This is a genomic window from Pseudoalteromonas luteoviolacea (assembly GCF_000814765.1).
Classification (GTDB): domain Bacteria; phylum Pseudomonadota; class Gammaproteobacteria; order Enterobacterales; family Alteromonadaceae; genus Pseudoalteromonas; species Pseudoalteromonas luteoviolacea_H.
In genome coordinates this window covers 10,890-29,870 of record NZ_JWIC01000005.1, presented here as the reverse complement: position 1 = coordinate 29,870, position 18,981 = coordinate 10,890, and the positions used below count along the sequence as shown (strand labels likewise).

Annotated in this window: 9 protein-coding genes and 1 pseudogene; 8 read left to right on the top strand and 2 right to left on the bottom strand. The window is 43.2% G+C overall.

Annotated features, from left to right (window positions below; translation table 11 throughout):
• Positions 1-6: 6 nt before the first annotated feature.
• Together JF50_RS07720 and JF50_RS07715 are read right to left on the bottom strand one after the other, a co-directional pair.
• Positions 7-834 (bottom strand): S1 RNA-binding domain-containing protein, encoded by an 828-nt coding sequence (locus JF50_RS07720; RefSeq protein WP_080760156.1) that lies wholly within the window; start codon positions 832-834, stop codon positions 7-9.
• A 3-nt stretch (positions 835-837) separates the two neighbouring features.
• The gene (locus JF50_RS07715) at positions 838-2,166 is read right to left on the bottom strand and encodes a DEAD/DEAH box helicase (protein ID WP_039608900.1); all 1,329 of its coding nucleotides are present in this window, start codon (positions 2,164-2,166) and stop codon (positions 838-840) included.
• Between the two features lie 265 nt (positions 2,167-2,431).
• Between JF50_RS07715 and JF50_RS07710 the strand changes: the two genes are divergently transcribed.
• From JF50_RS07710 to JF50_RS07670, 8 genes and pseudogenes are all read left to right on the top strand, one after another.
• Positions 2,432-3,418, top strand: coding sequence for a rhodanese-related sulfurtransferase (locus JF50_RS07710; protein WP_039608899.1), 987 nt, complete (start codon positions 2,432-2,434; stop codon positions 3,416-3,418).
• Between the two features lie 255 nt (positions 3,419-3,673).
• Positions 3,674-4,780: a sensor histidine kinase gene (locus JF50_RS07705; protein WP_039608898.1), complete on the top strand. Its 1,107-nt coding sequence runs from the start codon at positions 3,674-3,676 to the stop codon at positions 4,778-4,780.
• Between the two features lie 15 nt (positions 4,781-4,795).
• The gene (locus JF50_RS07700) at positions 4,796-5,638 is read left to right on the top strand and encodes a LytR/AlgR family response regulator transcription factor (protein ID WP_039608897.1); all 843 of its coding nucleotides are present in this window, start codon (positions 4,796-4,798) and stop codon (positions 5,636-5,638) included.
• Between the two features lie 280 nt (positions 5,639-5,918).
• A pseudogene (locus JF50_RS07695) lies at positions 5,919-8,575 on the top strand (family 16 glycosylhydrolase); the annotation flags it as partial.
• A 580-nt stretch (positions 8,576-9,155) separates the two neighbouring features.
• Positions 9,156-12,122 carry a TonB-dependent receptor gene (locus JF50_RS07690; protein ID WP_039608896.1) on the top strand — a complete coding sequence of 989 codons (2,967 nt, stop codon included), beginning with the start codon at positions 9,156-9,158 and terminating at the stop codon, positions 12,120-12,122.
• Between the two features lie 93 nt (positions 12,123-12,215).
• On the top strand, positions 12,216-13,469 hold the full coding sequence (locus JF50_RS07685; protein WP_052262180.1) for a sugar MFS transporter: 1,254 nt from the start codon (positions 12,216-12,218) through the stop codon (positions 13,467-13,469).
• Positions 13,466-16,015, top strand: a complete 2,550-nt coding sequence (locus tag JF50_RS07680) for a glycoside hydrolase family 3 protein (RefSeq protein WP_039608895.1) — start codon at positions 13,466-13,468, stop codon at positions 16,013-16,015. Before JF50_RS07685 ends, JF50_RS07680 begins: the two co-directional genes overlap by 4 nt.
• An 832-nt stretch (positions 16,016-16,847) precedes the next feature.
• Positions 16,848-18,473 carry a methyl-accepting chemotaxis protein gene (locus JF50_RS07670; protein WP_039608893.1) on the top strand — a complete coding sequence of 542 codons (1,626 nt, stop codon included), beginning with the start codon at positions 16,848-16,850 and terminating at the stop codon, positions 18,471-18,473.
• Positions 18,474-18,981 lie beyond the last annotated feature (508 nt).

Genomic DNA, 18,981 nt, shown 5'->3' with positions numbered 1-18,981 from the left:
TAAAGACTATTTTCGAAGTGAAATTGAGTTCGCTTCAATATCAATCTTGCCTTGCTTGAATAAGCCACCAATGGCTTTTTTAAAGTTAGCTTTACTGGTTGAGAAAGCTTGCTTGATAAGCTGAGGGTCTGACTTGTCACCCAAAGGTAAAAAGCCGTTGTTTTCTTCTAGCTTGGCAAGGATTTGCTCACCAAGACCAGAAATCTTCTCGATACCTGGCTTCTCAAGTAATACATCAATTTTGTCGCCTTCACGTACTTGCTTAATAAAGCCTTTCATACGCTGGCCGATGTACATACGCTTAAATACCGTATTAAAGAACACCATGCCAAAGTGCGTTTCGTTGATAACGACTTTGTAGCCAAGATCTGTTTTAGCAGCCACGATTAAGTCGACTTCTTGGTTTTTCTCGTAATTTGCAGGTGTTTTATTAACAAACTTATTGAGGTTACTTGAAGCACATAAACGCTTGCTGGCATTGTCCAAGTACAGCTTTACAAGGTAGCTATAGCCTTCACGCATTTTTGGCTTTTGCTCGTTGTATGGTGCAAGTACATCTTTTGCAATGCCTAAGTCCATAAAAGCACCAACTTTGTTGATTTGCTTCACACGAAGTAAGGCAAATTCACCCACTTTTGCAATGGGATCTTTGGTTGTTGCACAGGCATGGCCTTGGTTATCTGAATAAATAAAGACTTCGACGTTGTCGCCTTCTTCTAAATATTCAGGCTTTTCATCCAAAGGTAAAAATACATCACCCAGTTCTTTGCCGTCGAGGTATGCGCCTTCTGCACAGATCTCTTCAATCATTAAAAATTGCTTAGTTCCTAGCACGGTTTATTCCTCCGTTGGCTTTGGTTTTCTGCGAAGTGGTGCATGACCATCCACATCAAATGGTGCTGCAATCGGTTTTTTCGGCGCTTTAGGCTTTTTAGTAAACTTACGTTTCTGTTCTGGCTTGTTCGCTTTTTGCGGCTTCTTACCTTTATAAGCAGGCTTTTTCGGCTTTTCTTTAAAGCCTTTAAATTTACCTTCTAAGCCTTCTACGGTGTGGAAAGACAGTTCTTCTTTTAAGTACTGAGCAATCGCCTTGTAGCTCTTCCAATCTTTTGGACCAACCAACGATGCTGCTGTGCCTTTGAATCCAGCACGTCCTGTACGACCGATACGGTGAACGTATTCTTCCGCTTGTTTTGGTAGGTCAAAGTTGATTACGTGTGTCACATTTAATAGGTCAAGACCACGTGAAGCGACATCAGTAGTCACTAACACTTTATAAATGCCACGGCTGAATGCATCCATGATATCTAGTCGCTTGTTTTGCGCTAAATCACCTGCAAGGCCAATTGCTTTGATGTCCATCTCATTTAACAGCTCGCTTAAACGTGTGGTATCTTGGCGAGTCGCGGTAAAGATGATGCACTGGCCAACTTCGTCTTGTTGAACAAAGTGTTTAAGTAACGCTTCTTTGTGATCAAGATGGTCTGCGAAATACAGCGCTTGCTGAATGTCGCCGTGCTTTTCGTTACTGCCACTTAGTAAAATCTTTTTTGGAGACTTTAAAAGTGATTTGGCAGTGATCTCAACCTGTGCGTGCTCTAAAGTTGCTGAGAACAACATGGTTTGGCGAAGACGGTGGTCTGCTTGGTTGTTAATTGCATTTAGCTGCTTGTCAAAACCCAAATCAAGCATTCGGTCTGCTTCATCAAAAATAAGTAATTCAAGGCCAGACAAACGAAGCGATTGCTGTTCTAAGTGGTCAGTAATGCGACCCGGTGTGCCAATCACAAAGTGCGGGTTTTTACGTAGCGCTTTAACCTGATCATTAAAGTTCTCGCCACCGAGTACCTTCGTGGCTGTCATCGCAGTACCAGCGATTAATAGACGGCACTGTGAAAATACTTGGTTGGCAAGTTCACGGGTAGGAGCAACAATGAGTACACGTGGGTCGCGTTTACTCAGCGCTTTTTGCTTCATTACACGCTGGACAGCAGGTAATAAAAACGCCAAGGTTTTTCCTGAACCGGTTTTTGACTGGGCAAAAACATCGTGGCCTGCAAGTGCGGTAGGGATAGCATGAGCTTGGATCTCTGTTGGCTCATTAATTCCTTGATGTTCTAATTGCTTCTCAAAGCGTAGGTCAAGGCCGAGTTCGGAAAATCTCAAAGTTACTTTCTCCAATCATTATTCTAAAAAACGCGCCATTATAGCAAAGTGCCAGACAAAGGCACTATATAAATATAGGGTTAAAACTGTTTTTGCTTTTGTTTTAATCACTTGGAACAAAAACTCGGCACTTGATTCTGTGTGTTTTGCATTTGTTTCATAAATCCGTAAAATACACGCCTCAGCGCCGGATTTACGATTCGGTTTGTGCCTACGCGTCGTGTTTAAGTGTAGGTTGTTTTAAAGCTTATAAAAGAGAATTATTATGACTAAACCTTATGTTGTTTGTGCAATGTATAAGTTCGTTTCACTGCCTAACTTTGAGCAGATCCGTCAACCTTTATTGCAAGTAATGGAAGAAAATGAAGTGCGTGGTACGCTACTTCTAGCAGAAGAAGGTATTAACGGTACCGTTGCAGCGCAGCGTGAGGGCATTGATGCATTACTAGCATGGCTAGACAAACAACCCGGTTTAGACAACATCGTTTACAAAGAATCTTACGACGAAACATGTCCGTTCTACCGTACTAAAGTGAAGTTGAAAAAAGAGATCGTGACCATGGGTGTACACGGTATCGACCCGAAAAAAGTGGTAGGTACTTATGTTAAGCCTGAAGATTGGAATGCACTTATCTCAGACCCAGAAGTAGTACTTGTTGATACACGTAACGATTACGAAATTGAAATCGGTACGTTCAAAAATGCGGTTGACCCAAAAACGAAAACTTTCCGCGAATTCCCTGAATGGGCTGAAAAAAACCTAGACCCTAAGAAAAACAAAAAAGTAGCTATGTTTTGTACTGGTGGTATCCGCTGTGAAAAATCAACTGCTTACATGAAAGAGCAGGGTTTTGAAGAGGTTTATCACCTAGAAGGCGGTATTCTTAAGTATTTAGAAGACGTGCCAAAAGAAGAGACAATGTGGGAAGGTGAGTGTTTCGTATTTGATAATCGCGTCGCGGTTGACCATGATCTAAACAAAGGCTCTTACGAGCAATGCCACGCATGTCGCATGCCTATCACTGAAGAAGAAATGCAATTAGAGCAGTACATGGAAGGGGTGTCTTGCCACCACTGCTTCGACAATGTGACTGAAGAGCAAAAAGCTCGCTTTGCAGAGCGCCAAAAGCAAATGGAACTAGCAAAAGAGCGTGGTGAAGGCCATATTGGTCACGAAGCGCAAGAAGCACTTCGTCAACGTAAAGAGCAAAAGCAAGCGCAAAAAGAAGCGCAGCGTAAGCAATCAGCTTAATTTGCTCTAGCTTTTAAAAAGCAATATCGATTTTTAGCGCCCTCGGCCTTATGGCTGGGGGCGTTTTTATTTGCATGCTTCAACACCTATTCCTTTTTCTAATTTTATAAATTTATATAAATTCAATGGATTATGATTTAGTTTTCTTTCCAAGGAATAAAATTGAGCGTGCTCAATAATATTTGTTGCTGATTTGGGTTTCTCTGACATGTGCGCTTATACTCAAGCAGGATAAGTTTATACTGTACAATAATAATGCATGCACCAACCCAATCAGAATTAACCATTTCATTGCAAGCTTTTTCAAAGCAAAGTCATCAATTTTGGTCTTTACAGATCTTAGGTTGGCTTGGCTACACCGTCGTTGTATTTATCTCGATTATTCATCCACAGTTTGATGACAGTGACTTTAACTTAACGGGCCAATTATTGAATTTGGCGGTTGAGGTGGGGTTTGGCTTTATTTTGTCGTTTTTACAGTGGTCGATCATCAGGCGCATTGTGCATTGGCCGCTCAAGCGTACGCTGATAACGAGCTTTGTCAGCGCCGCTATTTTAGGCTTGGTATTTAATATCATTAAGCTGGCTTCATATAAAACCATTGTTTACAACCAAGTATGGTATCAAGAACTTAATATGCTTGAGTTCGGCGGTTGGTTTTTGTTTTCGGTCTCTACCATGTTTGTATGGACAGCGATATTTTTTATTATGCTATACAACGCGCGTTTGCAAAAAGAGCATGAGATGTTGCTTAGAGCCCAAACGGCGGCCAAAGATGCACAGCTGCAAATGTTGAGATATCAGTTAAATCCTCATTTTATGTTTAACACCATGAATGCCATCTCGACTTTGATCATGAAAAAAGAGAATGACATGGCACAAGAGATGTTAGACAAACTTTGTGATTTCTTCCGCGCATCGCTCCAACACGACACATCAGATGCCAGTCACCTTGGCAAAGAACTCGAGCTGCTCAATTTGTATTTGAGTATTGAGAAGGTTCGATTTGGTGAACGCCTGAAAGTCAAGTTTGACATCAATGACACGTCAAAGCAGGCCAAAATTCCTCCTTTGGTTTTGCAACCGATTGTAGAGAACGCGATTAAATACGGTGTTGAAGCGAGAAAGCAGCAAAACCAAATCGATATTCGGGTTACCAAACAAGATGGTCATTTAAATATTTTGGTCGAAAACGACGGTGGAGCCTCAGACAAACCCAATGAAAAAGGGTTTGGGATAGGGTTAAGTAATACCAAAGAGCGCCTAGAAACTTTTTTTGGTACACCCTGTGAACTCGGTGTTGAGAATGGCAATACAAAAACGCGCGTCTCTTTGGTTATTCCCTTTGTGATAGAAAAATAAGAATTGGAAACAAATATGATTACTGCGGTACTGGTGGATGATGAACCTCTAGCAATAGAAGGGCTAAGGCTTAGACTTGAGAACATATCAGATATTAAGATAGTTGGAGAAGGGTTTGACGGCGATGATGCAATTCGCTTGTGTCATGAGCACCAGCCTGATGTGCTATTTATTGATTTAAGACTGCCGGGACTCAGTGGCCTTGAAGTGGTTCAAGGTTTGCAGTCTGATACGATGCCGCTGGTTGTATTTGTTAGTGCATATAGCGACTACGCGATAGAAGCTTTTGAACTGAACGCTTTGGACTATCTGATGAAGCCTGTGAACCTTGGCAGGCTTAAAAAAACAGTAGACAGGATCCGCCATTCTCTCAATGAATCATCTCGCTCTCAAAAAAGTGAAGAGAAAGCCAAGCTTTTAAAAGCGTTAGGTGAATCATCGGGGTTAAGTATTTCGCAGTTACAAGAGTGGCTAGACAAAGAAAGCGCACCTTTTCCGGCAAAACCAAGACATGAATTACTGATCAAGAATCATGATAATGAGCAAGTGTTCTTGTGCGTTGATGACATTATGTGGGTCGATGCCGCTGGAGATTACATGTGTATTCATACCGACAAAGAAAACTATATTGTGCGGATCACACTCAAGCGACTCAGTGAAGAGTTAGATAAAGCGACGTTTGCAAGAATTCATAAATCTACCTTGGTCAATGTGAATTTTGTTAAAAGTTTTACCACACTAAAGAATAATGAATCGATGTTGGATTTAGGGGGAGATATCCGGCTCAAAGTGAGTCGTAATTATAGTGACACATTGAAGTCATTGTTGAAATCTCGTGTGGGGGATGCATTTTTGTAACCAGCATGCCTCACATTTCATCGTGTAATTGTTTCGTCTTGTCGTGTGCGGTGCAGCTGCACCAGCATTGACGCAAAATTGCACCGCGATAGCGCATTTCAATTGTCACATTATTATCTTTCTATCAATATTTTAACTGCCAAATTTACATTTTTAATTTGCATTTAAACTAAATGCATTTGGCCAAATGACAACGATAAATGTGCCAAGGTTCACAGAGTGATGTTTTTAAATAAGAAAATATCACACATGCACTGTGAGCAAATGTGGAAGCAATGAAATGAAACCAACAGTAAACCAAGTGTTTGGCGTTTGCCTGCTGAGTGCGACACTGCAAGGGTGTGGCGGGGGCGCTGAAACAAACACTGATACCAGCCAAATCTCACCAGAAATTCCCGTATCTGATTGGCAACTCGTTTGGAGCGATGAGTTCGATACAGACACCATTGATGCTAATAAGTGGCAACATGAAGTGAATTGTGCTGGTGGCGGCAACAACGAGCAACAATGTTACACAGCCAGTAGCGATAACTCTTACATTGACAATGGCGTACTACACATTGTCGCTTTACCGGCGGCAGAGGGAGAGCAAAAACCTTATACGTCAGCGAGGTTAAGTTCAAAAAACAAAGCAGATTTCAAGTATGGACGTTTTGAAGTGCGGGCAAAATTACCATCTGGCCAAGGAAGTTGGCCAGCATTTTGGCTGTTACCCACCGATGAAGCATACGGCGGCTGGCCAAAGTCCGGTGAAATTGATGTGGTTGAGTCGGTTAATCTAAAAGCAAAACGTGAAGATGGGACTTTAGAACGACATGTATATGGCACTTTGCATTATGGCAAAGATTGGCCAGACAACGAATCAAGTGGTAAAGCATATCTACTACCAGATGATATGAACCCCGCGGATGACTTTCATACTTATGCCATTGAGTGGCAAGAAGGGGAAATTCGTTGGTATGTTGATGGTTACTTGTACCAAACTCAGCGCCGTTCACAAGCGCTTTATAATGGAGATGGTGATGCCGTTGGGCTAATTTATCGCGGATGGTTCACTGAGTATTTTGGGCAAGATTCTGGCGAGTTAGAAACCCATTGGGATAACGCGCCGTATGACCAAGCATTCCATATGCTGCTCAATCTTGCGGTAGGTGGAAACTGGCCTGAAAGTGTGAATGAACTAGGCATCGATGCCTCTGCTTTTGCCAACGGTCAGCATTTTGAAATCGATTATGTGCGTGTGTATCAATGCCAAATTAATCCAGAGACGGGGAAAGGGTGTGACACAGTGCGCGGAGGATTTGATAGCTTAGAGGATGCATTGGTTGAGGGTAAAGCGCCCACGCCAATTCCGCCTTCCTCCGGCATCGCCCAGAATCTAGATATTTTTACCGGTACACCCAATCCGAATTGGCCAGCTTGGGACTGCTGTGGCGGGTCGACACCTACTTTAGTTGATGATGCTGAAAAAGGCACTGCTTATGAGTTTGTGGTTGGAGAGAGCCCAACCGTGAATGGGTTTATTTCTCGAGATGAGTTTATTACTGACGAGACGGGAGCAGCCACCCATTTGATGCAAGCCCACTTCTAGATGGCGGTACGCTTAGTTTTGAAATGAAGGTTGTTAGCCTTCCAAGTGTCGCTGACACCCCTTGGCTTTTAAAAGTTGAAAGCGTCGATGCATCAACGGCTGCTGAAGTTGCGTTGACCACCAGTGTTGAAGGTCAAGCGCCTGCACTTGGCCAGTGGCAAACGTATACATTTCCTCTGCAAGCGCTGGCAAATGGAGGCCTTAACCTGAGTGCAATCGATGCTGTGATGATATTCCCGACATGGGGCAGTGGCGACGGCGCGGTATATCAAGTGACAAACATGCGTATTGCCGGTGATAGTGTATCTGCGCCTCAATCATTTGTCGTTTTTGAAGAGTCGATTAACCCAGCTTGGCCACTATGGGATTGCTGCGGAGGCACAACACCACAAATTGTTGAAGACGATGCCCAGCACGGCAATGTTGCTGAGTTTTCTGTGGGGAGTGAGCCAACTGTTTTAGGTTTTATATCGCGCGCTGACAATATCACCGAAGCTGGAGTATCACCAGCACCATTTGACGCCTCGTCTATGTTTTCCGATGGTATGCTTCAATTTGAAATGAAAGTGGTGAATGCGCCAGCGGATGCCGAATCGGTTTGGAAGCTAAAAATAGAAAGTAATAACGCTGAAACCGCAGCTGAACTTGACCTTGCAAGCAGTATTGAAGGATTGGCACCAGTTACGGGTCAATGGCAAACCTATACATTCAAGCTATCGGATTTAGCCAGTGCAGGGTTGGATGTGAGTGCCATTGATGTGGTGATGATTTTTCCTGCATGGGGCACGGGTGAAGGTGCACTTTATCGCGTCGATAATCTGAAATTCTATCAACCAATGGATGCACCAACATTTGAAGGGCATGTGCTGTTTCAAGATGATGTGTTGTCACAGTGGTCGCTATGGGATTGTTGCGGTGGGTCGACACCTGAGATCGTCAATGACGATGCGCAACATGGAATGACTGCTCAATACACCATTGGTGCCGAACCGACAGTTGTTGGCCTATTTGCAGACGATGGTGTTTATCTCGACAGCAGTGCATTTTTGCAATCGGGTGTCATTCAATTTGAGATGAAAGTGGTGAATGCGCCAGCCAACGCAGAGTCTGTTTGGAAGTTCAAAATTGAATCTATGGATGCGACCACCGCGGTGGAGCTGGACTTGGCAGCAAGTCAAGAAGGTAAAGCGCCAGTCGTTGGCCAGTGGCAAACCTATACTTATTCCCTGCAAAGTCTATTAGAAGCTGGGTTAGATGTGACAGCGATTGATGTTGTGATGGTCTTTCCCGCTTGGGGAACTGGTGAAGGGGCAGTATTTAGGCTAGACAATGTGCTTATCTACAATCCAAGCTCAGTACCTCAATCACACTCTCTTACGCTGTTTAAAGATGGACAAAACAGTAGCTGGCCAATGTGGGATTGCTGTGGAGGCTCTACCCCTACAGAACAACAAGATGATGCAGAGCATGGTATGACCGCAGAGTTCACAATTGGCGCCGAGCCTACAGTGATGGGGTTTTTGGCAAATACTGGTTCACATTTTGATGCCAGCGCCTTGCAAGCTGAAGGGGTTGTTCGCTTTGACATGAAAGTGCTTAACGCACCCAATGACGCCAATAGTACTTGGAAATTCAAAATTGAATCGCTCGATGCGCAAACCGCTGTCGAGCTTGATTTGAGTGCGAGTATTGAAGCACAAGCGCCAGCTACAGGGCAGTGGCAAACCTATACCTACTCTTTACAGTCGTTGGCCGACGCAGGTTTAGATTTATCAAAAATCAATGTCGTGATGGTGTTCCCTGCATGGGGCACTGGCGAAGGTGCGGTTTACAGAGTTGATAACGCAGAAATCACGGTGCCGTAACGCGGCAAATACAAGGGGGGACAAATTTCCCCCCAGAACAGAGAATTTATGTAGGTTAGTTATGAAACAAGTTCAATTTGTAGCTTCGCGCGTGGCTTTGTGTGTGTCATTAGCTCTATCAGGGCAGGTATTTGCCGAAGAACAATCAACAGCGAATTTAACGACAGATGCGCAAAATCCAGAAATAGAAGTCATTGAGATCCGTGGGATCAAGGGCAGTTTGACCCGTGCTATGAATCTAAAAAGAAGTGCATCAGGGGTTGTGGATGCGATTTCAGCAGAGGAAATGGGCAAATTCCCAGATACCAACTTAGCTGAATCTCTACAGCGTATTACCGGTGTTGCGGTCAGTCGAAGTAATGGTGAGGGTTCCCAGATCACAGTCAGAGGCTTTGGTCCCGATTTCAATTTAATTACGTTAAACGGTCGCCAAATGCCGGGCACAGGTAACTCAAGATCTTACAGCCTTGAGAATTTATCTGCTGATGGTGTAATGGCATTAGAGGTATTCAAAACAGCACGCGCGGAAAACCCAAGTGGTGGCCTAGGCGCCACAGTTAACATTGTGACTAGAAAACCGCTGGCAAGTCCCGGTGAGCGCTATACCTTTTCGGCAAAAGCGATCCATGATTCGTCAAACGTCGAAAATGACGATGTGACACCCGAGTTATCAGCGCTTTATTCAAACACCTTTATTGACGATACATTGGGCGTGTCGTTCTCTCTCACACATCATGAAAGAGACTTTCAAAAGCAGCAGGCGCATATTCAAGGGTGGCAAGCCAATGTCGATTTGCCCGGCAATATCGATGACAGCAAGGTGATTGATCCTAGACCACTAGATAATGAAGGAAATCGAGTAGGCGATTACTTTTTTCCTCGAGACATGAACTATGGCATTGAAGATTTGGAAAGGGACAGAACCAACGGCCACGTTGTGTTTCAGTATGCGCCCACTGACGACTTGGTGCTTTCAGTAGACTACACCCACACCAAAGCCGTGACAGGCAAAAATGGTATTGGTTGGGGGATGTGGAATGAATATGGTGGCAACATCAATGCCTATGAATTAGATGAAAATGGTACAGCGGTTTTTGCCGATATTAGTGGTAATGATGGCTCTTTTACCGCATCACGCTCAACAACCGAAGTCATTGAAAAGTCAGCAGGTATCAATATCGATTGGCAAATTAATGACGTATGGCATATCGCTGTGGATTATCACGACTCATCAAGTGAAACTGATAACGGTATTGATAAAGGCATCGGTAGTGAAGGTTCTTTGGTGTTAGGATCTGATCAGCTACGCACTAAAAACTATGATTATCGCACTGGCGATGTTCCACATGCGCAAATACATTGGTTGAATGGCTCTACAACACTGCTTGAAAGTGAAATTGACTCGCACTTTAGCCAGTTTGTTCACTCGCCTGGAAAGGCAGAGGTTCAGCAGCTACAAATAGATGCAACATGGGAAAATGACCGCTTTGACATTCCATTGATTGATGTCAAATTTGGTGTTGCTATGACGGATCAAACGATGGGCGGATCTAACGCTTGGAGTGGTTTAATTGGCGGGTTTTTATTTAATCCGGCATGGCCACAAATGTTCCCTGACAGCATGTTTATCAGAAACGATACCAATGGATTTTTAGATGCTTTTGCCAGTGGCGGTGCAAATTTAAATCCGAATTACTACTATACCTTTGACTTTGACGAGGTCGTCGCACGCTCTGAAGCATTCCTTACCAATGACGTGCTCGGTGGTGACGATTATTTCGCCACCACGGCATACCATGATTTGGGCACCTTTTCTCGTAGCTCTGTGCAAGAAGAGACAATGAGCTTTTATGTTCAGAGTGCTTGGGAGTTTGAAGTCGCCTCATTCCCTGTTGCTTTAAACATCGGTGTTCGATACGAAGAAACCGACGTAACTAGTATTGATGAACAACAAATTCCGATTTCGGTTTGGTGGCTAGGTGGCAGTGAGTGGCACACACAATATCTCCCAGAGGATAATACATATACGTCTGAAGGGCAGCATGATGTGCTACTGCCAATGCTCGATGTGAAAGTGGATATCACCGATGAGTTGGTTGGTCGTGTTTCTTGGGGTAAAACCATCACGCGTGCACCACTTGGCGATTTAGCGGGGGGGCGTGTGCTCTCTGGTAGCCCTAAAATAGGTTCACGTAACGGCAATGAAGGTAATACGAACTTAGAGCCATTTGAGTCTACAAATTTAGATTTAAGCCTTGAGTATTACTACGATGAAAGTAGTTACGCAGCAATCGGGTACTTTAAAAAGTCAGTTAAAAACTTCATTGGCAGTCGGGTTACTGAAACAACCATTGATGGATTTAAAGATATCTATCAAGGTCCGAGATGGAATCAGGCGGTTGCTGATATTGAAGCACGCGGTGAGCAAGCAACCAGTGATGCTATTTTTCTGCAAATGCAGGCCAATGGCGCGACGCTTAATTCGCAAGGTTACATAGAGCCCGCCGACGATGATCCGTTATTGCTCTGGAAGATAACCCAACCATTTAATGCGACAGATACTAAAAAGGTCGATGGCTTCGAAGTGGCATTTCAACATGTGTTTGGCGAGAGCGGCTTTGGCATAGGACTCAATGCTACATTTGTCGATGGCGACGTAGAATTTGATGTAAATAGCTTAGATCAGCAAACACCGCTTACGGGGTTAAGTGACTCCGCAAATGCACAAGTCTTTTATGAGAAAGATGGGCTGTCTATTAAGTTCACTTACGCGTGGCGTGACGAATATTTGATAGGTGTTGGCCAAGATCAAGGCTCAGCTGACAACCCGCCTCAATTTGCAAAAGCCTATGCCCAGCTAGATGCCAGTGTGAATTACGACCTTGATGAACGCTGGACAGTCTTTTTTGAGGGCATAAACCTCAACGATGAAACTGAACAAGGCTTTGGTCGGTATGAACGACAATTCTTATTCGCAAGGCAGTATGGCCCAAGGTATACACTGGGTGTGAGATACAGCTTTCAGTAAATCTAGTCACTTATTTATCTCTTAGTTATTTTTAAGTATTGAGCATGCAACAGACGCTGTTGCATTGTCTCGATGCTGGTTGGAGTTTTTATTATGGCAACCGAGTTTGCTTCAAAAGCTGCGCAAGTGCAATTATCCGAATCCCCTAAAAACATTGGATTTGCACTTTGTGCGCTCACCAGTTTATTTTTCATGTGGGGGTTTATTACCTGCTTGAACGATATTTTAATTCCCTATCTAAAGGGGGCATTTCAACTTAGCTACACGCAAGCGATGCTCGTGCAATTTTGCTTTTTTGGCGCGTACGTCATTGTTTCGATCCCCGCAGGCAACCTCGTCAGTAAAATAGGCTTTCAAAAAGGCATTGTATTTGGCCTGTTCATTGCTGCTTTGGGTTGTGTGATGTTTGTACCAGCAGCGGTTATCGGACTGTATGAAGTCTTTTTACTGGCTCTGTTTGTATTGGCGTCAGGTATCACCCTATTACAAGTGTCTGCGAACCCTTATGTAAGCGCACTGGGTAAACCTGAAACCGCACCTTCAAGGTTAACGTTGACACAGGCGTTCAACTCACTGGGTACCACTATTGCGCCATTTTTTGGTGCATATTTGCTGTTTTCGGGGCAAGATTCGGTGTCGAGTGGTGCTGAAGCGGTACAAGCACCATACTTATTGCTTGCCGCTATCTTAGGGGTATTAGCACTTGTGTTTTCTGCACTTAAGTTACCAAAGTTGGTCGAATCACAGGATGAACACCCAAAAAGTACTAGGCCGCTGACTGATCATCCACACTTGATTTTAGGCACTATTGGTATCTTTTTATATGTAGGTGCAGAAGTGTCGATTGGCAGTTTTCTAGTAAGTTTTTTACATCAACCCAGCATTGCAGGTTTAAATGAAGCAGAAGCTGCCAAGCTCATTGCATACTATTGGGGTGGTGCAATGGTTGGACGCTTTATTGGTGCTGCGGTGATGCAAAAAATCGCCGGTGGAAAAGTGCTGGCGTTTAATGCTGCTGTTTCAATGAGTATGATTGTTTTTGCCGTGAATCAAACTGGCGCAATTGCCATGTGGGCGATGCTTTCGGTTGGTTTATTCAACTCAATTATGTTTCCGACGATTTTCAGTTTAGCAATTTCGGGTTTAGGTAAAGACGCGAGCCGTGGCTCTGGTTTATTGTGCTTAGCAATTGTTGGTGGCGCGATCATCCCTATTTTACAAGGGCTGCTTGCAGACAATATCGGGCTACAAGGCTCATTCTTCTTACCCGCTGCTTGTTATATCTTCATTGCTTATTTTGGACTTTGGGGGTGCCATAAAAAATCGATAAAGGAGATTGCGCAATGAACAACTTAAAACGAACCTCTTTACTTTGTGTGTATATGGTGAGTTTGCTCAGTGCATGTGGACAATCCAAACGCTTAGAAACAGCAGCTGATAAAGGCAAAAATCCAACTATTTGGCCAAATATTGTGTCTGAAATTGAAAAATCTGAAGAGGTTGAATCACTGGTTTTAGCTTTACTTGATGAGATGACCATTGAGCAGAAAGTCGCGCAAATGATCCAACCAGAAATACGCGATATCACGGTTGAAGATATGCGCAAATATGGCTTCGGTTCTTATTTAAATGGCGGCGGGGCTTTTCCAAATGGCGACAAACATGCATCAGTGGCTGATTGGGTGGCATTGGCTGAGTCTATGTATCGAGCGTCTATTGATACTTCTTTGGACGGCTCTTCTATCCCGACGATGTGGGGCACCGATGCGGTTCACGGTCATAACAATGTGATTGGTGCGACTTTATTTCCTCATAATATTGGTTTGGGTGCTGCAAACGACCCTGCATTGATAGAAAACATCGCTCAAGCTACCGCAAAAGAAGTGTTGGCTACGGGCATTGATTGGATCTTCGCACCCACGGTTGCGACTGTAAGAGACGACAGATGGGGAAGAACATACGAAGGGTATTCAGAAGACCCAGAAATAGTCGGTAACTATGCCTATGCGATTGTTAAAGGGCTTCAAGGTGATGGGCGCACTAATTCCGTATTTAAAGAGCAGCATGTGATCAGCACAGTTAAGCATTTTGTTGGTGACGGTGGCACTCTAAAAGGAGATGATCAAGGGAACAACGTTGTTAACGAAGAAACACTATTTAAAATTCATGCACAAGGCTACGTAGGTGGCTTAAAAGCTGGGTCGCAGTCAGTAATGGCATCCTTTAATAGTTGGCATGGCGACAAGATACATGGCAATAAATACTTGCTGACGACAGTGTTGAAAGACCGAATGGGCTTTGATGGCTTTGTTGTCGGAGATTGGAATGGTCATGGGCAAATCCAAGGGTGTACTAATGATAATTGTCCACAAGCAATCAATGCGGGGTTAGATATGTTTATGGCACCAACGCAAAGTTGGAAGCCATTGTTTTACAATACGGTCAGTCAAGTGAAAGACGGCACCATAGCGCTTAGTCGAGTGAATGACGCAGTGAGCCGTATTTTAAGAGTAAAAATACGTGCAGGTCTGTTCAATAAGCCAAGTCCTGCCCAGCGACTGTATGCTGGTGACAGTAAAATAATGGGTAATGAACAACACAGAGCACTTGCCAGAGAGGCAGTGAGAAAATCTCTGGTGCTGCTCAAAAACAAAGCAGGGATATTACCTTTATCTCCTAAACAACACATCTTAATTGCTGGAGATGGCGCAGATAATATTGGTAAACAGTCAGGTGGATGGACCATTACTTGGCAGGGCACCAATAACGCCAATGCAGATTTTCCCGGTGGTACCTCGATTTATAAAGGCCTAAAACAACAGGTGTTAAAAGCGGGCGGTGATATTACCTTGAGTCTTGATGGTTCGTACGATAAAGATAATAAGCCTGATGTCGCAATTGTTGTATTTGGAGAGGAGCCTTACGCAGAGGGACAAGGGGATAGACCGCATTTGGCGTATCAATACGGCACTAACAAGGACTTGATGCTATTAAAGTCATTAAAAGCGCAAGGTATCCCAGTTGTATCACTTTTCATCAGTGGTCGTCCGATGTGGATGAATGCTGAGCTAAACGCCAGCGATGCTTTTGTGGCACTTTGGCTACCGGGCTCTGAAGGCGGTGGTGTTGCTGACGTGCTACTAAAAGATAAAAATGACAGTATCCAATATGACTTTACAGGTAAACTGTCGTTTTCGTGGCCGAATTCACCGACACAACACGTCAATCGTTTTGATGGACAAACCCCATTATTTGAATATGGGTTTGGATTGGATTACGAAACAAAGGATACCTTGAAAGACAATTTGAACGAATATTTTGATATTAGTGCCAGCGTCAATGAAGTCGAGTTTTTATACGATGGTCAGCCTAAAAAGCCATGGGCGCTATATCTCACTGAAAGTAATAAGAGAAAGCCGATCCGTTCAAATAGTGAGCAATTCAATGGCGTAGACTTCAGAACGATTGACCGTTTTGTACAGGAAGACAGCATGCAATTGTCTTTTAGTGATTCAAAAGTGGTGGGCATTCAATTACTGAGCAAACATGGGTTCCCTGAAGACCTGAGTGCGTATGTTAACTCGAGTGCGTACTTAACATTTGATATGTCTTTAAAATCAGGTTCAATTTCAAAAGCCTATATAGGGATGAATTGTCAGGAAGAGATGAAATGCCGCTCACAAGTTAAAATACCAGATGAAAAATTGAGCGCACTCACAAATGGTTGGCAGCAGTTGGCCGTGCCTTTGACTTGCTTTGCAAACCTTGGGGCTGAGTTATCTCAAACAATGTCTCCATTTAAACTCTCGCTAGTTGGAAACGCTGAAGTAGGGTTGAGTAAAATAGCGCTTAGGGCATCAACATCCGAAGCTTTAATCGTTGAATGTAACTAGGACATGCTTGACGAAGGCCCGCAAATAGCGGGCTTTTTATTTTTAAGACCGGTCACAATTTGTTCGTTTATCAATGTGTTTTAATAACCTTTTTGTTATTTCATTGCGTGAAAAGGTATCAACCTGAGAGGCGTATCTAACAATGGAACTAAGATTAAGATTAAGATTGAAGTTGAAAATGACAGAGTTCAAAAAATGAAAGAAATATCAGGTTGGGAGAGAGCGCATTTTATACCGTTGCGTGATGTCTATGTGATTGACCGCCCATTAAGCTTTGAGTCATAGTGACATTATCATTATGTCGGTGTGTTTCTGTAAAAGGATATTTTAGTGATTTTTAAACAGGCATTTAGTTTTTGGAGCTTGTCACATACTGCTTTGCTGTTATTAAGTATTTGGGGGGTGCTACAAACGATATTGGCCAGCTTAATGATAGAGCGTTTTTATGCGTGCTCCTATGACTGTGATTTTTATGTACCGCAAAAAATTGTATTTTTTTTGGCAATTATATGCTTCATCTCTCTTATATTTTCATTCATTTTCGCGTTTTTTTCTGCATTTAAAACTCGGCAGCCAGTCGCATATAACATATTGGTTTTAAGCTTTTTAGCAGTAGTTTGCCAAGCGTATTACATCGCAAGTTTATAATATTGAATGCGTCGCTAAATTCGCTCGTCACACAGTGAGCGTTTTCGATTATGTGACAAAGTGGTTTGAACAGTCTTTGTGATCCAATACTTTAGTGGATCAGTCACGTTTTTACATTGTAATTTCACATAGTTAGTCAATACTCAAATATCAAGGTAACTAGGCAAAGCCTAAGGAAAATTTGATGTTGAATAATTTCTCTGTACAAAGCCGTTTATTGTCGTTGTCTGGATTACCCGCAATCCTTTTTGTGATTGCGACAGTGTTTACGCTCACTACGATTTCCCACCTCGTAGCGAATATGGATAAGATGTATTCTGGGAGGGTCTTACCACTTAAAGAGATTAAAGTGGTCTCAGACAACTATGCGGTGGTTATTGTTGATACATTTCATAAGTTAAGAGGCAAGCAATTAACACCATCACAAGCGCTTGATAATATTGAAGAGGCCAAATCAATTGCGATTGCTGAGTGGGAAATTTACTTAGGGGGTAAGTTGACCAGTAAAGAGCAATCGATTGTTCAGCAAATTAAGCAGTCTGAGCGAGAAGTTAATCAGCTAATTCAAGAATACCAGCGCTTAATTGCACAAGATAACTTTGATTCTGTACCTTACAATCAATTTGTCAAAGACCTCTACGAGACGTTTGACCCGCTTAGCGAAGGCTACAATGAATTAATGGTTTTGCAGCTTGACGAGGCCAGCAAACTGATTGAAGTGAGCCATGAAGAAGCCGATGCAGCAAGAGTTGGAATGATAGTCGCGTCTGTACTTGTGATTGTGGTGATGTTGAGTGTCAGTTGGTTGATCTATGGCTCTATCCATAAGCCATTGAAAGGCTTGCGACGCACCATTAAAACCATTGCACAAAATGCGGATTTAACGCAGCGGGTAAAAGTGGTTGGCGAAGACGAGCTTAGCGAAATAGGCAACGATTTTAATATGATGGTCGATTGTTTACATAACCTTGTTCAAAGTCTGATTGAAATGATAGGGGAATTGACCTCGACATCTAACAACTTGACATCAATCAGCTCATCGATGGCAAATACGTCTCAAGATCAAGAGCAGCAAACAGCCATGATTGCGACAGCTGTGACGCAAATGAGCGCTGCTATTCAAGAAGTGGCCAACAATGCGCAGTTAACAGCACAAAAAGCTGAAACCTCAGGCACGCTCGCGCAGCAAGGCACAAGTACGATCACACAAAATATCCAGTCGATTGAGAAGTTGGCTGGCTTAGTTGCAGACAATACCGAACAAATTCAAGCTTTAAATACGCAAAGTAATGAGATTAACCAAGTTGTTTTGATGATTCAAGGTGTTGCTGAGCAAACCAATTTATTGGCATTAAATGCCGCAATCGAAGCTGCTCGGGCAGGTGAGTCGGGCAGAGGGTTTGCGGTCGTTGCGGATGAAGTTAGGCAGCTGGCGCATAATACGCAAAAAGCAACTGAGTCAATTAAAGAGATGATCACAAAGTTACAGTCAATGGCGCAAAATGCCGTTACTGCGATGGAAAATGCGCAAACGAGTGCAACTTCGAGCGTTGAAAAAGCGAATGAGTCTGCTAAGTATATGAATGAAATCAATAGCGCAGTGAATGAGATTATCGATATGAATGTGCAAGTATCGACTGCGACTGAAGAGCAAACCTCTGTGATTGCGGAGATAAGTACCAACATTAATGAGTTCAACAATAGCATCATTGAAATTGCTAAAAACGCCCAGCTAAATGCTGAAGTAAGTAGTGCATTGGGTGACTACACCAGTAGCTTAAAAGAAAAAGTCGATTCTTTTAAAGCATAAGGTTATGAGTGTTTGTTTCTCTGAACTTGATTCAGGATCCATTTTTCAGTGACTAATTTATGGGTTCCGGAGCAAGTCCGGAATGACGTAGAGAGAACGTGCGATGGTTTAGTTGAGGTGTCATGATATTGATTTACTATCAGTTATGCACCTCCCCCCGAATCCGTCGTCCTGAACAAGATTCAGGATCCATTTTTTTCTGTGACTAATCTATGGTTTCCGGAGCAAGTCCGGAATGACGTAGAGAGAATCTGCATTGGATAAATAGAGGTGTTATGGTGTTGATTTACTATCAGTTATGCACCACTCCCCGAATCCGTCGTCCTGAACAAGATTCAGGATCCATTTTTTCAGTGACTAATTTATGGGTTCCGGAGCAAGTCCGGAATGACGTAGAGAGAACGTGCTCAAAATTAATTGCGGTGTCATGATGTCGATTTCTTATCGGTAATACACCAATCTCCAAATCCGTCATCCTGAACTTGATTCAGGATCTATTTTTTCTGTG

What these genes read in the sequence shown, in the direction of transcription:
- JF50_RS07710 (WP_039608899.1), top strand. Translation starts at nt 2,432, where the DNA reads ATGACTAAACCTTATGTTGTTTGTGCAATGTATAAGTTCGTTTCACTG.
- JF50_RS07705 (WP_039608898.1), top strand. Translation starts at nt 3,674, where the DNA reads ATGCATGCACCAACCCAATCAGAATTAACCATTTCATTGCAAGCTTTT.
- JF50_RS07700 (WP_039608897.1), top strand. Translation starts at nt 4,796, where the DNA reads ATGATTACTGCGGTACTGGTGGATGATGAACCTCTAGCAATAGAAGGG.
- JF50_RS07690 (WP_039608896.1), top strand. Translation starts at nt 9,156, where the DNA reads ATGAAACAAGTTCAATTTGTAGCTTCGCGCGTGGCTTTGTGTGTGTCA.
- JF50_RS07685 (WP_052262180.1), top strand. Translation starts at nt 12,216, where the DNA reads ATGGCAACCGAGTTTGCTTCAAAAGCTGCGCAAGTGCAATTATCCGAA.
- JF50_RS07680 (WP_039608895.1), top strand. Translation starts at nt 13,466, where the DNA reads ATGAACAACTTAAAACGAACCTCTTTACTTTGTGTGTATATGGTGAGT.
- JF50_RS07670 (WP_039608893.1), top strand. Translation starts at nt 16,848, where the DNA reads ATGTTGAATAATTTCTCTGTACAAAGCCGTTTATTGTCGTTGTCTGGA.